The sequence below is a fragment of the Flavobacterium sp. genome, assembly GCF_024642105.1.
In the GTDB taxonomy this organism is placed as follows: domain Bacteria; phylum Bacteroidota; class Bacteroidia; order Flavobacteriales; family Flavobacteriaceae; genus Flavobacterium.
Genome location: NZ_JAHEBT010000052.1, coordinates 1 through 19,790, shown reverse-complemented (window position 1 = coordinate 19,790; position 19,790 = coordinate 1). Strand labels below are relative to the sequence as shown.

The following is a 19,790-nucleotide window of genomic DNA, read 5'->3' as shown; positions in this document are numbered from 1 at the left end:
ATCCAGATGTTTTTTAGTGATATATATTATTTTATAAAAAATAAGTGTAAATTTGACAATTAACTTAATGTAAATGGAAAGAATCCTCGCAACTTATCTTATAGAAACTCCTTATGCTGTTGAGCAAGCCGCAGCTGTTTTAGCAGGAGAACAATCTAGCGGAACATTTGTTTCCGTTCCAGGCGAAACAGATGAACTAAAAACTCGATTTGCAGCTAGAGTAGAAGAAATAGAATTATTAGAAAAAGTAACCAGACCTAGTATGCCTGGAGAAGTAATTGACAATAAGGTTTACAATAGAGCTAAGGTGACAGTTTCTTGGTCAATTGAGAATTTTGGATATAACATTCCTACATTAATTTCGACGCTTCAAGGGAATTTGTACGAGTTGCGTCAGTTTACCGGATTAAAATTGGATGATTTTGAATTGCCTCCTTCTTTTGCCCACCATTTTAAAGGTCCGAAGTTTGGTATGAGCGGTACAAAATCCTTAGCTAATGTGGGATCTGAAAGACCCATGATAGGTACAATCATTAAGCCTAGTGTTGGATTGACTCCAGAATATACTGCAGATTTGGTTCGAACTCTTGCAGAGGCAGGGATTGATTTTATTAAAGATGATGAATTATTAGCCTCTTCAGCGAATTCGCCTTTTTCGGTTCGAGTAGAAAAAATTATGCGTGTCATAAATGAATTTGCGGATAAGACAGGAAAAAAAATAATGTATGCTTTTAATATTACGGGCGACTTAGAAACAATGAAATCTCAATACGAAACAGTTGTTCAAGCAGGAGGTACCTGTGCTATGTTGAGTATTAATAGTGTGGGGTGGACAGGAGTAAAACAGGTATGTGATTGGGGAGAATTATCCATTCACGGACACCGAAATGGCTGGGGAATGTTAAATAGACATCCGCTTTTAGGCATCAATTTTCCTGCCTATAATAAAATTTGGCGATTAGCTGGTGTAGACCAAATGCACGTTAATGGAATTAAAAATAAATTTTGGGAATCGGATGATGCTGTAGTAAGATCTATCCAATCGTGTCAAACCCCATTTTTAAATAATGAATCGGTAATTCCAGTTGTTTCATCTGGTCAATGGGGTGGACAAGCATTTGAAACTTACAGAAGAACTCAAACCACCGATTTGCTGTATATGGCTGGAGGAGGAATTATGGCGCATCCGTCAGGACCCGCAGGAGGAGTGAGAGCATTACATCAAGCTTGGGATGCTGCTGTTAAAGGAGTGACTTTAGAGGTTGCTGCAAAACAATATAAAGAATTTGGTGAATCAGTAGTGAAATTTGGAGGAATAGACTAATGCAAAAAACACAAGAAATTTTATTGGCTTTTTACGGAGATGATTTTACTGGCTCGACAGATGCCTTAGAATTTTTGAGTCGTGCGGGAGCAAAAACGGTACTATTTCTAGACAATCCTAGTCAAGAATTATTAAGTCAATTTCATGATTTAGATGCTATTGGGATTGCAGGAATGACCCGATCGATGGAGCCAAATGAAATGGATAAAGTACTTCATAACGCTTTTCAATCGATTAAAAAATTACAAGTTCGCCATGTTCATTATAAAGTGTGTTCCACTTTTGATTCTTCTCCAGAGATTGGCAATATTGGAACTGCAATTCAAGTTGGAGCCGCAATTTTTGAAAATGAATTTACTCCCATTGTTGTTGCTGCTCCTAATCTTGGACGATATTCTGCATTTGGTCATCTTTATGCAAGAATGGGGATTGGGAGTCAAGGAGCAATTCATAGATTAGATAGACATCCTTCTATGAGTAAACATCCTATTACCCCAGCTGATGAAAGTGATTTACGACTTCATTTGTCCAAACAAATTCAACAACCTATGGGGTTAATTGATTTAGTCGATTTAGGTAAAAGCAGAGAAGAAATAAAAGAGAAATTGGCTACCGAAGTGGCTTCAGGAAATTCCATTATTTTCTTTGATGCAATGTATGAAAATCAAATGCAAATAATAGGAGAACTTATTGATAGTTGTGTTGCTGAAGATAAGCCTCTTTTTTCAATTGGATCTTCTGGAATAGAAAAGGCATTGGGTGATTTTTGGGTACAAAAAGGGAGGTTGATTCCAAGGGATACTTGGAATACGTTGTCTGAAAGTAAACCTATTTTAGTGCTTTCAGGAAGTGTTTCTCCTGTTACCGCATCTCAAATTAGTTGGGCTTTAGCCAATGGGTTTGAAGAAATAGCTGTTGCGGTTGATGTCTTAAAAAGTGACGATTTGGAAGCTAGTTTGATAGCTCAATACCAGGAAAGAATAGTACATTATTTGAAAAAAGGGAAAAGTGTTATTATGCACACTTCTAAGGGGCCAGAAGATTTGAGAGTTGTAGAAACCAGAATGTTTTTTGAACAGAAAGGATGGAATGAGCAAATGATTCGCTCTCAAACTGCCAAGCGATTTGGGAAAATTTTGGGGCAATCCGCGCGTGGAGCATTAAATCAATTTCCTGTTGAAAGATTAATTATTGCTGGCGGGGATACCTCTAGTTATGTGGCTAGAGAGTTAGGAATTGTAGCAGTAGAAATGATTGCGCCAGTCTTTATTGGAGCGCCAATGTGTCGAGCTTTTGCACCCAATTCTCCTGTAGATCAAATAGACGTTAACTTGAAAGGTGGCCAAGTAGGAGATGAAACCTATTTTGGGGCTCTGCAGAAAGGACGAAAGACAATTTAAATAATGAATAGTTAAAAGAGTAAAAAAATGACGAAAAAATTAGCGTTGGTTCATACATCAGCAACTTTAGTACCAGTATTTCAGGAGTTGATAAATAATTTTTTAAAAGATAAAGAGCTTACGGTTTTTAATATTGTCGATGACAGTTTGATTAAAAATACTATAGAAAGAGGTGTTTTAACTCCAGATACTTCCCGAAGAGTGGTTGATTATGTGGGTTCTGCAGAGGCTGCGGGTGCTGATTATATTATGGTCACTTGTTCATCTATTGGATCGGCAGTAGAAACTGCGGCTTCATTGACTAAAGTGCCGGTTTTGCGTGTTGATCAGCCAATGGCAGATCAGGCGGTTCGGTTAGGATCTCGAATAGGAGTTGTGGCTACCTTATCAACTACTTTAGAACCAACTTCTGATTTAGTTAGAAGAAGAGCTATTGTGGCAGGAAAAGAGATTGAATTAACCGCGCGTTTATGTGAGGGTGCTTTTGATGCTTTGATGAAAGGACAGCCAGAAATTCACGACGCAATGGTAGCTTCGGCTTTGAAAGAATTGTCTCAACAAGTCGATGTAATTGTATTAGCACAAGCATCAATGGCTAGAGTTGTAGGACAGTTATCAGCCGAGGATAAAAAAGTTCCAATTTTGGCTAGCCCAGAAATAGCAATGGATTATTTAAAAACTCAATTGTAAATTATGATACCTCAAATTCAAAAATACAGTTTAAACTTAGGTTTATTTTCAGTAATGATTTTGATACTTTCGTTACTGCTTGGTTGGGAAAATGGGACAGCTCCATTGGCTGTTAGTAGTAGTGTGTTTTTAGCAATTGGAATGGGATCCGTAAATTCTTTAAAAAGCTATCAGTATACCGCATGGATTTTGGTTGCCATTAGTTGCGGGATGATTTATCCATCGGCATTCTTAAAATGGGGAGACTTCGATTTAAGAAACAAATGGTTGCTACTTGTAGTGGTACAAATTGTTATGTTTGGAATGGGAACTCAAATGAGTATAAAGGATTTTTACGGTGTAAAAACTATGGGGAAAGGGGTTTTAGTAGGTATACTATGCCATTTTACAATTATGCCAGGAGTAGGTTATTTGTTAACTAAACTATTTCATTTTGAACCAGAAATTGCTGCGGGTATTATTCTCATAGGTTCTTGTTCTAGTGGTTTAGCTTCCAATGTGATGGTGTTTATAGCTCGAGCCAATTTACCACTTTCAGTTACCGTAACTGCTGTTTCAACTTTGTTAGCCCCAATAATGACTCCTCTAATGATGCAACAACTTGCTGGGACTTATGTTGAGGTTAGTTTTTTAAATATGTGTGTGGAAATTATTAAAATAGTGATTGTCCCAATTGGTGCTGCGTTGTTGTATGATGCTTATTTGAATGGTTCTCCTCGATTTAGAAGACAAGTTAATCGACTTTTTTTACTAGCAATTATTTGGTTAAGTATAGTTTTGTTTGGGGTCTGGAATTTATTAACTGCTATGTTTTCAGAAACCACAATGTTACTGTTAGAATTGACTAATTTTATTTTGGGAACTATAATTGTAGGGGTACTGTATTATCATCTCGTAATTTGGCGCCCAAAAATTCATTCTTTTATGCCCATGTTGTCTATGATGGGGATTGTCTATTTTACAACAGTAACTACTGCAGCAAGTAGAGAAAATATTATGTCTATTGGGATATTGATATTGATTGCTTCTATAGTACACAATACTTTAGGTTATACTTTAGGTTATTGGATTAGTCGCGGGTTAGGATTTGATAAAAATTCTAGTAGAACGATTGCCCTTGAAGTAGGGTTGCAAAATGGAGGTATGGCATCTGGCTTAGCGGGTTCAATGGGTAAACTAGCAACTGTAGGGTTAGCTGCTGCCATATTTAGTCCATGGATGAACATTTCCGGATCTCTATTAGCTAATTATTGGAGACGCAAGGATGAAGTAGGTTATTCTAAATAGTCATAATTTTGTATTAAATTTAATAAAAAAAACCTCATAGCAATATGAGGTTTTTTTAGTAGATAATTCAAACCAAATTATCGAATCATTGATTGACGAAATGGAAAAGTTTTTCTATCTATTTGAGTCTATAAAAAAAATTTGAACTTAATTTTAGTTTACTATTCTCTCTATCTTTTCTTTTAAAATTTTAAAACGCTCCTCTCTGATTAATGGATGGATATGCATTGCTAATATTTCATTAGATTGTTTATGATTATTGATGGAGGTTAATTCGGTTTTTATAAATTGTTTTACTTCTTCATCTGCTTCCTGAATATCGCTAACGATTGTTTTTCTATTGTCAATTAGATAAATAATATCTTCAAAATCGTGACTTCCGTAAAAATCATTTTTCCCTCTGTCTTTAAATGCTTCTAGTTTAGTCGCTAGAAAATAAGCGGCTGGTAAAATATTAATTTCAACCCCCTCATTTTCTAATTGTATTTTTTGTAAATTTTTAAAACCTGGTTTATACCATTGGTTCGAAACCCCTATACTGCTATCTTCTGCAGGCATAATGTCAATAGCAATATCCTGAAATTTATAGGAACAAATGGATTGACCCTGTGGGTCGGGATAAAAGTTAAGTTCTGCCAAACGTTCTTGCATTTTTGCCCATTCGGCATAGTTGGCTAAGTTTATGGTCATATCAATATCAGAGGTAGGACGAATTTCATCAGCAGATGGATCGTCCGTATATAGGCTAATTACCGCTCCGCCAATAAAGACCATTTTATCTTTTAATTCTTTTAATCCTATAGCTACTTGTGCAACCAAAGCAAGGTTTATGACTTTATTATGCATCCAATATTCTTTTTTCTAGTTCTTTTTTTGCTAATTCTTTTTCACGAATTTTCCCCACGCGTATAGCGTCTACTAAAGTAAGTAATTCATATAATTCCGTATCTTTTTTTGTTGCTTCCACTACAGAACTGTAGAGTGGCTCAACCGCTTGACCTCTGTCTGAACCTTTAGCGTAAGGCCAAACGTATTTTTCAGTTGCAACAATTATTTTGTTTAATGGCGCAGCGGAATGCGCCGTTGCGATTCCTCTTACCATTGCGCCAGGTTGTTGTGGAAATACATACGAAACTCCATGGAGTAGAAATTCTGTAAAAGCTAATTTGTTTACTTTTTTTCTTTCACCATCTATTAATCCAGCATATTTAGAACGATTTAGTGACTGACTTACCTCGGATTGACTTATTCCCAATTCTTTTGCAATAGTATGGTGGAACCAAGATTTGTCTCCAAGAGCTATTATTTTTAATAGTATTACTACGTCTTGTGGTTTGAGATTATTTTTAGTCTGTATCATAGTATATTTCATATTGCGATATGCAATATTACTAATTTATATATTGACAAACAATATTTTACACTATTATATTTCATATTGCGATATGCGATATGTTTTAAAAAAACATAAAAAAACCTAAAAATTGCTTTTGAGGTCATTGGTGCAACTAGTAGGAATTTCAGAGCCAATAATCGAATCTTTAGTTGACGAAATGGAAGATTTTATAGACTTATTTGAGTCCATAAAAAAACCTCAAGATTTCTCTTGAGGTCATTGGTACGACTAGTAGCGGGAACAGGACTCGAACCTGTGACCTTCGGGTTATGAGCCCGACGAGCTGCCTACTGCTCTATCCCGCGATGTTTCGAGTGCAAATATACAACGAAATTCGACTATTGCAACAAAAAAAATTAAAAAATCTTTTATTTCTTCTATTAGCTTGATATAACTACCTTTGCAAAAAATTAAAACGCAGTAAATGGCACACAAAGCAGGTTTTGTAAACATCATTGGAAATCCAAACGTAGGAAAATCCACTTTAATGAACGCTTTCGTTGGCGAAAGATTGTCTATTATCACTTCCAAAGCGCAAACAACGCGCCACAGAATTTTAGGAATTGTGAACGGAGAAGATTTTCAATTGGTTTTGTCAGACACACCTGGAATTATCAAGCCTGCTTATGAGATGCAGGAATCGATGATGAACTTTGTAAAGTCGGCCTTTGAAGATGCTGATATTTTGATTTACATGGTCGAAATTGGCGAACAAGAATTGAAAGACGATGCCTTTTTTAATAAAATCATCCACGCCAAAATTCCGGTTTTGTTGTTGTTGAACAAAATCGACAATTCGAATCAAGAACAATTGGAAGAGCAAGTCGCTTTTTGGACGGCGAAAGTACCCAATGCAGAAATTTTCCCTATTTCGGCTTTGCAAAATTTCAATGTGCCTGAAGTTTTTGGTCGCATTATCGAATTGCTTCCAGAATCGCCAGCCTATTACCCAAAAGACCAATTGACGGATAAACCGGAACGTTTCTTTGTGAACGAAACCATTCGTGAGAAAATCTTATTGAATTACAGTAAAGAAATCCCGTATGCGGTTGAAATCGTGACCGAAGAATTTTTTGAAGATGAGAATATCATTCGCATTCGTTCTTTGATTATGGTGGAACGCGATACCCAAAAAGGAATTATCATTGGTCACAAAGGAGCTGCTTTGAAAAAAGTAGGAATGGATTCCCGTGCTGATTTAGAGAAGTTCTTTGGCAAACAAATTCATATCGAATTGTATGTGAAAGTCAATAAAAATTGGCGAAGCAATGCCAATATGCTAAAACGATTTGGGTACAATCAATAATTTTTTGGCGTGACCACAAGGGTCAGGCTATCCGTTTCAATCTTTGTTGCCAAAGACTGGCAACAAAGGATTTTTACTACTATCCTTCACGCAGCACGGTAGTAGCTTACAAAATAATAGTGTACCTTTGCAAAATATTTCAAATTAGATTATGAACAACATAGTAGCCATAGTAGGAAGACCTAACGTAGGAAAATCGACTCTTTTTAACCGATTAATCCAAAGAAGAGAAGCTATCGTAGATTCAGTTTCAGGGGTAACCCGTGACCGAAATTATGGAAAAAGTGAATGGAATGGAAAAGAGTTTTCTGTTATTGATACTGGAGGATATGTTCGTGGTTCGGATGATATTTTTGAAGGAGAAATTCGCAAACAAGTAGAATTAGCCATCGATGAAGCTGACGTGATCATTTTTGTAGTAGATGTTGAAGAAGGGATTACGCCTATGGATGATGCTGTAGCTAAATTGCTTCGAAAAGTGACTAAACCAGTATTATTAGCCGTAAACAAGGTCGATAATGCGATGCGCGAAAAAGATGCGGTAGAATTTTATAACCTTGGCTTAGGCGATTATTTCACTTTTGCCAGTATTTCGGGAAGTGGAACAGGGGATTTGTTAGACGCATTAATCGATGCTTTTCCTGAAAAACCAGAACCAACGGAAGAAGAAATAACCTTGCCACGTTTTGCGGTTGTAGGTCGTCCTAATGCAGGAAAATCAAGTTTTATCAATGCTTTAATTGGTCAAGACCGTTATATTGTTACTGATATTGCAGGAACTACTCGTGATGCGATTGATACTAAATTTGATCGTTTTGGATTCGAGTTCAATTTAGTGGACACTGCTGGAATTCGTCGTAAAGCAAAAGTAAAAGAAGATTTAGAATTTTATTCGGTAATGCGTTCGGTACGCGCGATTGAACATGCCGATGTGTGTATCTTAATAATTGACGCCACTCGCGGATTTGAAGGACAAGACCAAAGTATTTTTTGGTTGGCAGAGAAAAATCGTAAAGGAGTCGTGATTTTGGTAAACAAATGGGATTTGGTTGAAAAAGATACCATGTCTACGCGCGATTACGAAGAAAAAATTAGAAAAGAACTAATGCCATTTACGGATGTGCCTATTCTTTTTGTGTCGGCTTTGACCAAACAACGTTTGTTAAAAGCATTAGAGGCAACGGTTCAGGTATACGAAAATAGACAACAACATATTCCAACGTCTAAATTCAACGAATTCATGTTGAAAGTAATTGAAGCCTACCCTCCGCCAGCTACTAAAGGGAAGTATGTGAAAATTAAATATTGTATGCAATTGCCTACGCAAACACCACAGTTTGTATTCTTTGCTAACTTACCGCAATATGTAAAAGAACCTTATAAAAGGTATTTGGAAAACAAAATCAGAGAAAAATGGGACTTTTCAGGAGTACCAATTGATATTTATATTAGAGAGAAATAATAAAAAGTCCCGAGAAATCGGGACTTTTTTATTGTATAATTATTTAATTTGTAATCGATTACAAAATGCCAAATAATAAATAGAGTATTTTTGCAGGAAGGTATTAAACTTTTTCTATATTCTAGTGTCTTACCTTTCTTGTCTATATAAATTGTAACCAATGTCTAAATTGTACTATTCCTTAATTTTTTTATTTTGTTTTTATTTTTCTAATGCGCAAAATACCACCACTTTTATTTCAGGAACAGTTTTAGATATTAATACTCAGCTCCCTTTAGAATCAGCTACAGTGTATCTTTCTAATGTTAAAGATTCCACGGTTATAGAATTTGCGAACACAAATAAAACAGGTTTTTTTAAAATGCTTACAAAAAAAACAGACAAACCTGTTTTTTTAAAGGTGAGTTACATTGGTTATCAGACTTATGTTGAAGAACAGAAGGGAATTCTTGAAAATAAAGACTTCGGAAAATTATATTTATTGCAAAATGCAACTGCATTAGAAGGTGTGGTTATTAAAAGTGAAGCGCCTCCAATTCGCATCAAAAAAGACACTTTAGAATTTAATGCTTCGTCATTTAAAGTTCGACCTGATTCCAATGTAGAGTTGCTTTTAAAACAACTACCTGGTTTTGAAATAGATAATGATGGAAAAATGACGGTAAATGGAAAAGAGGTAACTCAGTTTTTGGTCAATGGAAAAGCCTTTTTTGATAAAAATGGTGCGATGGCTCTAAAAAATTTGCCCGCTGAAATAATCAGTAAAGTACAGGTCTCCGATTTTAAAACAAAGAAAGAAGAATTATCAAAACAAGAAACAAGTTCAGAGAATTCCACAATTAACCTAACTATAGATGAAAAGAAAAATAAGGGTTTCTTTTCTAAGTTTTTAGCAGGGTATGGTACCGATGATCACTATGAGAGTAGTTTTGTGATGAATCTATTCAATAACAAACAAAAAATAAGTTTTTTAGCATCTTCTAACAACATAAATTCTACAGGGTTTTCTATGGATGAGGTATTTGATAGTATGGGAGGTGGGAGAAATTCGAATACGAGAGGAGGAAGTAGAGGGGGAGGAAGTTCTAAAGGAATTACACAATCTAATTTGGTTGGTGTTAACTATACCGATGAATGGTTTAAAAATTTTGATACTACAGGGAGTTATTCATTTTCAAATAATGTGACTGGGAATCAAAGTAAATCCAAGCAAACTAATTTTTTACCGGCGGGTAATTTCTCCACAGAATCAAATTCCAAGATAAGAGATGAAAATACAGATCATAAGATTAATTTAGAGTTGGAGTATAAACTTGATCCAACAACAAGAATATATTTCACACCTAGAGTTAGTCAATCTGATTCGAATAGTAATTCAACAGCATCAAGCCTATCTAAAGATGAAAACGAAGCACTTTTAAACGAAAGTAATTCAAAGTCGTACAGAGAAAGTAATGCTATAAATTTTGGAAACACATTGAATTTTAATAAAATTTTTCAAAAGAAATCACGTAATTTAAGTTTTGTCTTAAATAACTCCAACTCAAATAATCATTCAGAAGGACAATCCGAATCTAAAACTATTTTTTACCAAGGAGGAAAACCAAATGATGAAAGGAATCAAAAAAACAACAATGAAAATTCTACTGATTCCTATTCTGCTGAGGTAGAATTTACCGAACCTGTTACCGATTCTTTACGTATTCGTTTTGGTGCTGATTTTGATTGGCAGAATGAAGTTAAAGATTCTAAAACGTTAGATTTTGATATTAATTCACAATCATATACTGCATTAAACCCATCGTTGTCTAATTTTGTTCAATCCAAACAAAATTCAATTAGCCCTAAATTAGGGTTCAGTTTTGAAAAAAGTAAGTTTACATTTAATCTAAATTCAAGTGTTTCTTTTATCACATTTGATAATAGGTCTTTATATATGAGTAAAATTTTGGATTTGAATAATCAATATACTTTGCCTTTTGGTAGGGCTCAGATTAGGTATAAGTTTCAAAGATCTAAATTTATAACATTAAGTTATGATTATATAAATACCTTGCCTTCATATAGTCAATTGCTTCCAGTTGAGAATTTAGCTAATCCGTTAAATACAGTAATTGGTAATCCCAATTTGAAGCCTAACGCAAAACAGAGTGTCACAATTAATTTTAGAAACTTTGATCTTCGTACACGTTCAGGTTATACGTTGTTCCTAAAAGCAGATTACTATAATAGCGAAATTGTATCCATTTCTGTATACGATGCGAGCCGAAAAAGAAATACTACTTATGATAACATTTCAGGCACATATACTACTTCTTTTGGTGGAAATTGGAATCAATCTCTAAAACTAGGATCCCATGTTCTCCGATATGGATTAGGTGTTAATACAAATTATTCGTTAGATAAAGGCTTTACAAATGGAGTTTTATATGATGCAAAATCATTAGGAATAACTCCAAGGGTATATTTTAATTATGAATATGGAGAACTATTAACAGTAACCCCTTCTTATAATTTGTCTTATAGTGAATCAAAATATTCTAATTATACAACAAATGCTAGTTCTAATGTAGTACATAGAATAAATATACAAACTACGAGTTATTTTCCTAAAAACTGGATTTTTGGAAATGATTTCGGATACAATTACAATTCGAGAATTGCTAGCGGATTCAAAAAAGATTTCTACTTATGGAATACAAGTTTGTCGTATAGTTTTTACAACAAAAATATGATTGCGAAAGTTAAAGTGTATGATGTGCTAAACCAAAATCAAAGTTTTTCTAGAACAATTTCAGCGACTACAATTCGTGATGAAGAAAATACTATTTTAAAAAGGTATGCAATGTTTTCATTAACCTATAAACTACAAGATTTTTCAGCTATGAAAAAACTTCCAAAAGAGTTTAGAAAAAGAGATAAGTAAGATGAGACAGTGATCTAAAATGTTTTAGGTTTTACAGTTAGTAGTGAAATTTTAAAATCATTTATAATTTTAATTTATGAATGAAACTGAACCGGATAATGTCTCTATTGAAATAATCAATCCCGCTAGCTCGTTGCTGAAAACTATTCATATAGCCTAATTCCAAAGCAATGTTTTGATTTAATCCATATTGAAATGCCAAATAAATTCGATTTTGATCAAAAGTGTTTTTTAGAATTGATTTTCCAGCATTCAATAAAATTTCTTCGTGTACAATTGTTTTTAAAAAACGATTATTTTTTTTCCATATTTCATATTCAGCTTGAATTCTAAATCGGAATCGCCAATTAAATGTACTGCCATCTAATAATTCTGTTTTTGATGCATTTCGAATAAAACGTTCTTCAACTTGGAATCGTTGACTCAAATTGATTTTGCCAATAGTGTTTTTCCAAACAATATCTTGCTGTCCTCGGTATTCGGGAGTTAAAAAATCACTTGTATTTTCAGGATCTTGTGTGGCTACAGCAAAATAAGCAAATCCAGTTCCTAATTCCACAGTAGAATTTAATTTGTAACGAGCTTGGGAACGAATGACAAAAAGATTTTCAGTCACAGGATTTAAAAATAATCGATTGTCAAATTCAGAATGAAGTGACCATTTGTCATTTAAAGTTAATTGATTGTAATATCTTGACCAAAGGATGGTCTGATTATCAATTTTTTTTTCAGTTTGTGCGTTGACAATAAAAAAATGAAATCCAAAGGTTATAATTACAAAAATTCTAAAAGACATATTATATTTTTTGCAAATATAAAGGACTATAGTTTAATTTGATTCATATCTTAACTAAAAAGAGTTACTCAATTGAGTAACTCTTTTTAGTACAATTTAGATTTTATAGATTATATCGTAAAGTAATTCCATAGGTTCTCTGATCTCCTAATACTCCTGCGTAATGACCTGCATTCCCCGAAGCCGGTAATAATTGTTCAAAATAGTTTTTGTCTAATAAGTTACGCCCCCAAATATAAACAGATAATCCTTCTGAAGCTCTAAATCCGATGCGACCATTAAAAATGCTATACCCCTGAATGTTTAAGTATTTTGACGGAGTGGCGCTAGATGAAAAACTAGATCTAGAATAGGAATCTATGGCTAAAAAGAATCTTCCTTTGTTTCCAAAAAACTGCCCTTCTTTAGATAGATCTCCTCCTAAAGTACCAGCCCACTTAGAAATACCTGGTAAGGCTCCTCCTGAAACATCTTTAGAATAGATAGAAACCCCATTGACTTTTAAACCTGTTTCTTCCAATGGTAATGGTGCATTTTTGAAACTAATATATTGACCCTCATTATAGGTTAATGCAGTATTGAACGATAGGTATTGGTTAACAGTGATTCTTGAATCAATTTCAATTCCGCGAACGCGTACTTTCTCGGCATTGGCAAGATAACCACGATTTAAGGTGGGGTCTTCACTTTGTACTAAGGTTTGGTAGTTGTCAATATCCGTATTAAAAACAGTTAAGTTAACTGTAGTACTATTGAAAGGAGTTGATTTGATACCGATTTCGTAATGATTTACTTTTTCAGGTTTTACTTTAGCCAACTCAACAATTGGACCATTGGCATCTGAAGGAATTCCGCCCAAGTTGATTCCCACTGGTTTATAGCTATTAGCAAAGGTGGCAAAAGTGTTGATTTGATCTGAGACTTTGTAAGCTAATGTAATGTTTCCTGAAAAATTAGTATCATCTACATCCACTTTAAAGGCTTGATCAGAATATACTTTCTTCTTTAAGGCTAACAATGCTGAATTTGTTGTTTGAAGTCCGCCGTAAGTAGTTCTGTTATAATCAATTTTTTTCTTGTCGTAATTATAACGCAAGCCTGTTAATAGGTGTAATTTATCAGTAATTTCCCAATCGGTTTGTCCAAAGATAGCCCCGCTAAAAGTAGTTAATGTAGATTTAGTTTTGATGCCATATCCATCAAATAATCCGGCTGTTTGCCAAAGTGGATCTGTTGAATCTTGAGAAAAACGCCATTGTGCCGCCCCTGATTCTTCAACATGATAGGGATCTGTTTTTAAATCTTGTCCAATTCCAAATACACCTACAACTCCTGTTACTTTTGGAGCAAATGTTCCCGCGTAACGAATTTCTTGCGACCATTGTTGGTGCTTTGAAGTAGCTTGTGATAAACGCAAAACTGGTAGCCCTGTAAAATCTCTGTCGTTTGATGGATCCCAATTCCAAAAACGCCAGGCAGAGGTAGCGGTTAATTTTCCATTACCAATTTTACTATTGATATTTAAAGAGGCTCCTCCTAAATCTTGTCCAGAACGCCAAGGAGTATCATGATCAATTTTTCTATCAAATGGATTTGTGCTTGGTAAGTTATAACCTAACGAACTGATAATGTTGTCAAATTGTCGGTAAGAAGCTCTATTGGTTTGAACCGCACCTGCAATTACTTGAGCATAGCCATCGGGTCTTTGTTTAGAATAGTCAATTGCCAAAGTGATATCAGTGTTTTCGGTAGGAGTAAATAATAATTGTCCTCTGATTCCTTGATTATTCAAATCGTTAACTGATTTTCCAGTAACTACATTTTCTAATAAACCGTCACGTTGTGTGCCTGAGAAAGACAATCTGGCGGCAATTTTTTTACTTAAGGCTCCAGTGATTGAGGCTTTAGCTTGAATGAAACCGTAATTTCCATAACTTATTTCAAAATTAGCACCTGATGTGAAACTAGCTTTACGGCTAGTAACATTAAAGGCACCTGCTGTTGTGTTTTTTCCAAAAAGAGTTCCTTGAGGGCCACGTAAAACTTCTATTTGGTCTACATCTACAAAATCAAGGGTGGTTGCAGCAGGACGTGCATAATACACACCGTCTACATAAAATCCTACTCCGGGATCAATTCCGTCATTGGTCAAACCAAATGTAGAACCCAGTCCTCTAATATTGATGGTTGTGTTTCTTGGGTTAGACGAATACAATTGAACAGAAGGAACAATTTCCTTTAAACGGTTCACATTGAAAGCACCAGCTTGTTCAGCTTGTCTTCCTCCAACAACAGAAATCGGAATAGGCACATTTTGTGCTTTTTCAATTCTACGTCTGGAAGTGATGACTACATCATTCAATTGATTTTCGCTTTTTAAGACGATTTCAATGGGACTAGTTGGCAATGTTGTAAATCGCAATTCTGCTGTTTGGTGTCCAACATATTGTACGATTAATGTGAATGGTAATTTTTCTCTAGTGTCAATAGTAAATTTACCATTGGCATCCGTTAAAGTATGGTATTTGGTTCCTTTTAAAAGAATATTAGCTAATTCTAAAGGTTGGTTATTTTTATCTTTAACAATTCCTTCAACATTAGTTTGAGCAAAAAGAGTAGTGGTAAGAAGTATAAAAAGACTTGTAATTGTATTGTTTAATGTATTCGATTTCATTGTATTTTAATTATATGTAAATAGTCGAGTTTAAAATTATTTTTTTTATAACTAGCACAAGCACATATACTGTAATGAATTTTGGAGTTGGCTAAGTTGTTTTCTTGTTTGGATCGTACTAAAATGAATTGGATACGTTTTCATAAATAAATGATTTTTTGTTTTCGAGCGCAAATATATAATTAATTCTATAAAACTAATAGAGTTTAAAATATATTTTTTTATTTTTTTACTAATGAGGCGATAGTAATGCCTTGCATGACTTTTAAAGTTTCTTCGCGAATAGCAATTAAACCGTGTCGTAAGGCGCATTCTGATTCACTTTTACAGTCAGAACAAGGTTCGTAAAAATTAAGGGAAGCACAAGGAAGTAAGGCAATGGCGCCGTCAAATAATCGATGAATGTCGGCTAGAGTAATCTCGTCTGAAGATTTAATTAGGTAATAGCCACCAAATTTTCCTTGCTTGCTACCTACCAAATGCGCTCTTTTTAAATCCAATAGAATTTGCTCTAGAAACTTTTTAGGAATAGCTGCTGTATCGGCAATTTCAATGGTACGCGCGATATAACCTGGTTCTTGTTGGGCAAGAAACAATAAAGCTTTAAGTGCGTATTTGGTTTTATGTGAAAGCATCTACTACGGTTATTGATACAAATATAATTGAATTGCTTAAAAATCAAAATAAATTACCAACTTCCACTGGAACCTCCTCCAGAGAATCCACCTCCGCCAAAACCTCCTCCGAAGCCTCCGCCATCAAAACCACCACCTGACGAACTTCCAAATCCACCGCCACCACTTCTGCCAAGGCTGCTTAATACAAGAATGTCTAATAGGCTTGGGCCTCCGCCAAAACCACCGGAACCTCCTGAATTACCGCCTCCTCTTTTATTTCTTGAGAATAGAATTAAGACAATAACAATGATGACTATAAAAGGAAGTATCGGGAAGTTTTCTCCTTTATTATGCTTTCTAGTTCCTTTGTATTTTCCTTTGAAAACATCAATGATAGCAGTTGTTCCTTTATCCAATCCGTTGAAATAACTTCCTGCTTTGAATTCGGGAATGATTATATTTCTAATAATTTCTCCACCAGTTCCTGCGGTTAATCGGTCTTCTAAGCCATAACCCGGATTGATAGCAATTTTCTTTTCGGCTTTCGCCAATAAAATAATCACCCCATTGTCTTCTTTGGCTTGACCAATTCCCCAATTTTGTGCCCAGTTGGTTGCCAATTGGCTCACGTCTTCGCCTTTTAGGCTTTCAATGGTAACGACAATAATCTGAGTTGAGGTAGAATCCGAATAGTGAACTAATTTTTCTTCTAACTGCGCTTTTTCATTGGCACTAAGTACTTGGGCATAATCATACACCGAAGTTTGAACCGCTGGTTTTTCTGGAATGGTAAATTGAGCAAAACCAATTTGTGTAATAAAAAAACAAACGAGTAATTTCAAGAAAGTAAGAGTAGGTTGTGTAGCTTTCATTATCTTTTTGAGATTTCGTTTGATAATTCGTTAGTATCGTCAGCTTGCCAAGGGAAATAGGTTTTTAGCTGTTCGCCGGCTTTGGTAACCCCATCAATTAATCCTTGTTTGAAGTTACCTTGTTTGAATTGAGCCGCCATAATTTCTTTGGTACTATCCCAAAAATCACTAGCCACCACCTCATTGATTCCTTTGTCTCCGCAGATAACAAATTGTTTGTCGGCAACAGCCAAATATATTAAAACGCCGTTTTGCAACTGCGTTTCATTCATTTTTAATTCATAAAAAACTTCCAAAGCCCTATCAAAAGTGGCTTTGGAAGTCGTTTGTTCTATATGTACTCGTATTTCGCCAGAAGTGTTTTTTTCGGCCAAGTGAATGGCTTCCACAATTTCAGTTTCGTCTTCTTTGGTTAAAAAAATAGTTTCTGGTTGCATAAGTAGTAAATGTTTTGAATTAGAATTTTACTTCTACAGGTTTATCAGCTCCAACAGCAGCTTCAAAATAGGGTTTTTCTTTAAATCCAAACATCCCTGCAAAAATAGAATTTGGAAACGTTTTGATATGTGTATTATACGGTTTTACCGCTTCATTAAAACGTGTTCTAGCCGTTAAGATTTGGTTTTCAGTACTTGCTAATTCGTCTTGAAGTTTCAAGAAATTTTCATTGGCTTTCAAGTCAGGATATTTTTCCACTGAAACTAATAATCGAGATAAAGAGCTGCTTACACCACTTTGTGCAGAGTTGAAGGCGGCTAATTGTTCTGGGCTAATGTTCGTTGGATCAACAGTAATTGAGGTAGCTTTGGCTCTTGCTGAAATGACAGCAGTCAAAGTGCTTTTTTCAAAATCAGCAGCGCCTTTTACGGTATTCACTAAGTTGCCAATCAAATCATTTCTTCTTTGATATGAAGTTTGTACATTACCCCAAGCCTCGTGGATATCTTGCTCGTAAGTTACTGCGGTGTTGTTGATTCCTTTTACCCAACCGTAGATTCCAAATACTACTACAGCTGCTATAATCCAAGGTAAGAATTTTTTAAAGTCCATTTTTAATTTAATTTAAGGTTGATTGTTTATTTGTTGTTTTTAAAATTGATTTTTGCTATTTACAATTCAGTTTTGATACTCAATAACTGTGCCTTAATAGTTTCTAGTTTATTGATGATGTCAAATTTGTCTAAAGTTCTCTTTTGGCCTTCTTTCAAATGTGTTTTAGCACCTTCTAAAGTAAAGCCTCTTTCTTTGACCAAATGAAAAATTAATTGGAGGTTTTTGACATCTTCAGGGGTAAACATTCGATTTCCTTTGGCATTTTTCTTGGGTTTTAAAATGTCAAATTCACTATCCCAAAAACGAATAAGTGATGCATTTACTCCAAAAGCTTTGGCTACTTCGCCAATGCTGTAATACCTTTTGTCTGCTGATAAATTGATGTGCATTAGTCTAATGATTGATTTTCTTGATTAGCCAATTTTGAAATGGCAACATATTCCACCGCCGAGATATTTCCGTAATAAAAATTCAGCGGATTCACGACTTTATTATTTTTATGAACTTCATAATGTAGGTGAGGCGCTTCCGATCGTCCAGTGCTGCCCACATACCCTATGATGTCTCCTCTTTTCACTCTTTGTCCTGCACGCGCTTTGTATTTGCTTAAATGCGCATATAAGGTTTCATAACCATAACCGTGCCGAATCACAATATGATTCCCAAAACCAGAGGCCGTGTTGTCAGCTTTAGCTACTACACCATCGCCCGTAGCATAAATTGGGGTGCCTGTTTTAGCAGTAAAGTCCATTCCTTCGTGCATTTTTCGCGCTTTCGTAAATGGATCAGAACGATAGCCAAAACCTGACGCCATTCGTTTTAAATTTTCATTTTTGACAGGTTGAATGGCAGGAATGGCACTTAATAAATGGTCTTTTGCTTTAGCTAATTTCAAAATTTCATCCAAAGATTGCGATTGAACAGCCAATTCTTTCGTCAAAATATCTAAGCGTTGCGTCGTGTTTTTTACCAATTCTGAATTGTCAAAACCTTCCAATTCGGCATACCTATTTTTGGTTTTAAAACCCGCTTTTCTTTCTTCATCAGAAATAGGTGTGGTGTTGAAATACGTACGGTATAAATTATTATCGCGATCTTCAATAGCCGCTGTGACCGCATTTAATTCGTCTATTTTTTTATTTAAAATGGCATAATGCAATTTCAAATTGTCAATTTCGCGCGCTTGTAAACGGTCTTTTGGGGTTTCAAAATAAGGAGTGTTCAACAAAACCACAAAACTTAAAAAACCGAATAAGGCAGAGGCCAATAAAAACAATAAAACAACGCCAATTTTCTTCGCTTTTTTTGTTTTTATTTTTCGATACGCCAGATTTTCAGAATCGTAATAATATTTTACTTTCGACATATTTTAAAATACCCTATTTTTGCACTTCGTAAAAAAGTTAGACGAACAAATTTAATAAATGTTTCATTGGTTCGCTGCTTTTTTGAGAATAAAAAATTAATGAGCCTTTTCCAGCTATTCGTTGTAAGTTCTCGTTTTAAAATCTTTTTTTCTATAAACCAGCAGGAGCTTCCTTTGGTCGCTCTGCTACTTCAAGAAAAAATAGATTTCTTAAACTCGAAGCTTTCCACTACTATCTGGGGCATAAAATAGAATAAATAAAAATCAAAAAAACTTTGTGCCTTAGCGCCTTAGTGGCTAAAATAAATAAAATGAAATCACAAGACGTACGTAAACAATTTTTGGACTTTTTTCAAAGCAAAGGACACCTAATCGTTCCTTCAGCACCTATCGTTCTAAAAGACGACCCTACCCTGATGTTTAATAACTCAGGGATGGCGCAGTTCAAAGAATACTTTTTAGGTAATGGAACTCCAAAGAGTCAACGAATTGCCGATACGCAAAAATGTCTTCGTGTTTCAGGAAAACATAACGATTTAGAGGATGTAGGTTTTGATACTTACCACCACACCATGTTCGAAATGTTAGGAAACTGGTCTTTTGGCGATTATTTCAAAAAAG

The 19,790-nt window shown here is 34.9% G+C and carries 18 protein-coding genes and 1 tRNA gene; 8 read left to right on the top strand and 11 right to left on the bottom strand.

The genetic code is table 11. The features are described 5' to 3' along the window. The first annotated feature begins 73 nt into the window (after nt 1-73). Genes Q0L65_RS05655 through Q0L65_RS05640 form a run of 4 tightly spaced genes read left to right on the top strand, consistent with a single transcriptional unit; the run spans nt 74 to nt 4,701 of the window. Nucleotides 74-1,324: a ribulose-bisphosphate carboxylase large subunit family protein gene (locus Q0L65_RS05655; protein ID WP_296684340.1), complete on the top strand. Its 1,251-nt coding sequence runs from the start codon at nt 74-76 to the stop codon at nt 1,322-1,324. Continuing rightward, nucleotides 1,324-2,724, top strand: a complete 1,401-nt coding sequence (locus Q0L65_RS05650; RefSeq protein WP_296684339.1) for a four-carbon acid sugar kinase family protein — start codon at nt 1,324-1,326, stop codon at nt 2,722-2,724. The genes Q0L65_RS05655 and Q0L65_RS05650 overlap by 1 nt, the downstream gene beginning before the upstream one ends. A gap of 27 nt (nt 2,725-2,751) precedes the next feature. Further along, nucleotides 2,752-3,414 carry an aspartate/glutamate racemase family protein gene (locus Q0L65_RS05645; RefSeq protein ID WP_296684337.1) on the top strand — a complete coding sequence of 221 codons (663 nt, stop codon included), beginning with the start codon at nt 2,752-2,754 and terminating at the stop codon, nt 3,412-3,414. A 3-nt stretch (nt 3,415-3,417) separates the two neighbouring features. Continuing rightward, nucleotides 3,418-4,701: a bile acid:sodium symporter family protein gene (locus Q0L65_RS05640; protein ID WP_296684336.1), complete on the top strand. Its 1,284-nt coding sequence runs from the start codon at nt 3,418-3,420 to the stop codon at nt 4,699-4,701. A 153-nt stretch (nt 4,702-4,854) separates the two neighbouring features. Here the strand turns inward: Q0L65_RS05640 and Q0L65_RS05635 are convergent, their stop codons facing one another. The 3 genes from Q0L65_RS05635 to Q0L65_RS05625 form a co-directional block, all read right to left on the bottom strand. Next, a complete protein-coding gene (locus tag Q0L65_RS05635) occupies nt 4,855-5,547 on the bottom strand; it encodes a nucleotidyl transferase AbiEii/AbiGii toxin family protein (protein WP_296684334.1) in 693 nt (230 codons plus the stop codon). Next, on the bottom strand, nt 5,540-6,061 hold the full coding sequence (locus Q0L65_RS05630; protein ID WP_296684332.1) for a hypothetical protein: 522 nt from the start codon (nt 6,059-6,061) through the stop codon (nt 5,540-5,542). The genes Q0L65_RS05635 and Q0L65_RS05630 overlap by 8 nt, the downstream gene beginning before the upstream one ends. Nucleotides 6,062-6,329: 268 nt before the next feature. Continuing rightward, a tRNA-Met gene (locus Q0L65_RS05625) sits at nt 6,330-6,402 on the bottom strand. A gap of 119 nt (nt 6,403-6,521) precedes the next feature. Here Q0L65_RS05625 and era point away from each other — a divergent pair. From era to Q0L65_RS05610, 3 genes are all read left to right on the top strand, one after another. Next, nucleotides 6,522-7,403 carry a GTPase Era gene (era, locus tag Q0L65_RS05620; protein WP_229325392.1) on the top strand — a complete coding sequence of 294 codons (882 nt, stop codon included), beginning with the start codon at nt 6,522-6,524 and terminating at the stop codon, nt 7,401-7,403. Nucleotides 7,404-7,554: 151 nt separating this feature from the next. After that, nucleotides 7,555-8,865: a ribosome biogenesis GTPase Der gene (gene der / locus Q0L65_RS05615; RefSeq protein ID WP_296684329.1), complete on the top strand. Its 1,311-nt coding sequence runs from the start codon at nt 7,555-7,557 to the stop codon at nt 8,863-8,865. Between the two features lie 160 nt (nt 8,866-9,025). Beyond that, entirely contained in the window at nt 9,026-11,791 is a 2,766-nt protein-coding gene (locus Q0L65_RS05610; protein WP_296684328.1) for an outer membrane beta-barrel protein, read from the top strand. 61 nt (nt 11,792-11,852) lie between these two features. Here the strand turns inward: Q0L65_RS05610 and Q0L65_RS05605 are convergent, their stop codons facing one another. The 8 genes from Q0L65_RS05605 to Q0L65_RS05570 all read right to left on the bottom strand — a co-directional run bounded on the left by Q0L65_RS05605 (nt 11,853) and on the right by Q0L65_RS05570 (nt 19,169). Further along, nucleotides 11,853-12,587 carry a DUF2490 domain-containing protein gene (locus Q0L65_RS05605; RefSeq protein ID WP_296684326.1) on the bottom strand — a complete coding sequence of 245 codons (735 nt, stop codon included), beginning with the start codon at nt 12,585-12,587 and terminating at the stop codon, nt 11,853-11,855. 103 nt (nt 12,588-12,690) lie between these two features. Then, a complete protein-coding gene (locus Q0L65_RS05600) occupies nt 12,691-15,261 on the bottom strand; it encodes a TonB-dependent receptor (protein ID WP_296684325.1) in 2,571 nt (856 codons plus the stop codon). Between the two features lie 221 nt (nt 15,262-15,482). Beyond that, nucleotides 15,483-15,896: an Rrf2 family transcriptional regulator gene (locus Q0L65_RS05595; protein WP_296684323.1), complete on the bottom strand. Its 414-nt coding sequence runs from the start codon at nt 15,894-15,896 to the stop codon at nt 15,483-15,485. A gap of 53 nt (nt 15,897-15,949) precedes the next feature. After that, complete coding sequence (locus Q0L65_RS05590) at nt 15,950-16,750, bottom strand: TPM domain-containing protein (RefSeq protein WP_296684322.1); 801 nt, start codon at nt 16,748-16,750, stop codon at nt 15,950-15,952. Continuing rightward, nucleotides 16,750-17,187: a TPM domain-containing protein gene (locus Q0L65_RS05585; protein WP_296684321.1), complete on the bottom strand. Its 438-nt coding sequence runs from the start codon at nt 17,185-17,187 to the stop codon at nt 16,750-16,752. Before Q0L65_RS05585 ends, Q0L65_RS05590 begins: the two co-directional genes overlap by 1 nt. A gap of 19 nt (nt 17,188-17,206) precedes the next feature. Next, on the bottom strand, nt 17,207-17,800 hold the full coding sequence (locus Q0L65_RS05580) for a LemA family protein (RefSeq protein WP_296684319.1): 594 nt from the start codon (nt 17,798-17,800) through the stop codon (nt 17,207-17,209). Nucleotides 17,801-17,859: 59 nt separating this feature from the next. Further along, a complete protein-coding gene (locus Q0L65_RS05575; protein WP_296684317.1) occupies nt 17,860-18,192 on the bottom strand; it encodes a MerR family transcriptional regulator in 333 nt (110 codons plus the stop codon). After that, nucleotides 18,192-19,169: a M23 family metallopeptidase gene (locus Q0L65_RS05570; RefSeq protein ID WP_296684316.1), complete on the bottom strand. Its 978-nt coding sequence runs from the start codon at nt 19,167-19,169 to the stop codon at nt 18,192-18,194. Before Q0L65_RS05570 ends, Q0L65_RS05575 begins: the two co-directional genes overlap by 1 nt. A 311-nt stretch (nt 19,170-19,480) precedes the next feature. Here Q0L65_RS05570 and Q0L65_RS05565 point away from each other — a divergent pair. Next, a partial coding sequence (locus Q0L65_RS05565; protein WP_296684314.1) for an alanine--tRNA ligase-related protein occupies nt 19,481-19,790 on the top strand: 310 nt, incomplete at its 3' end.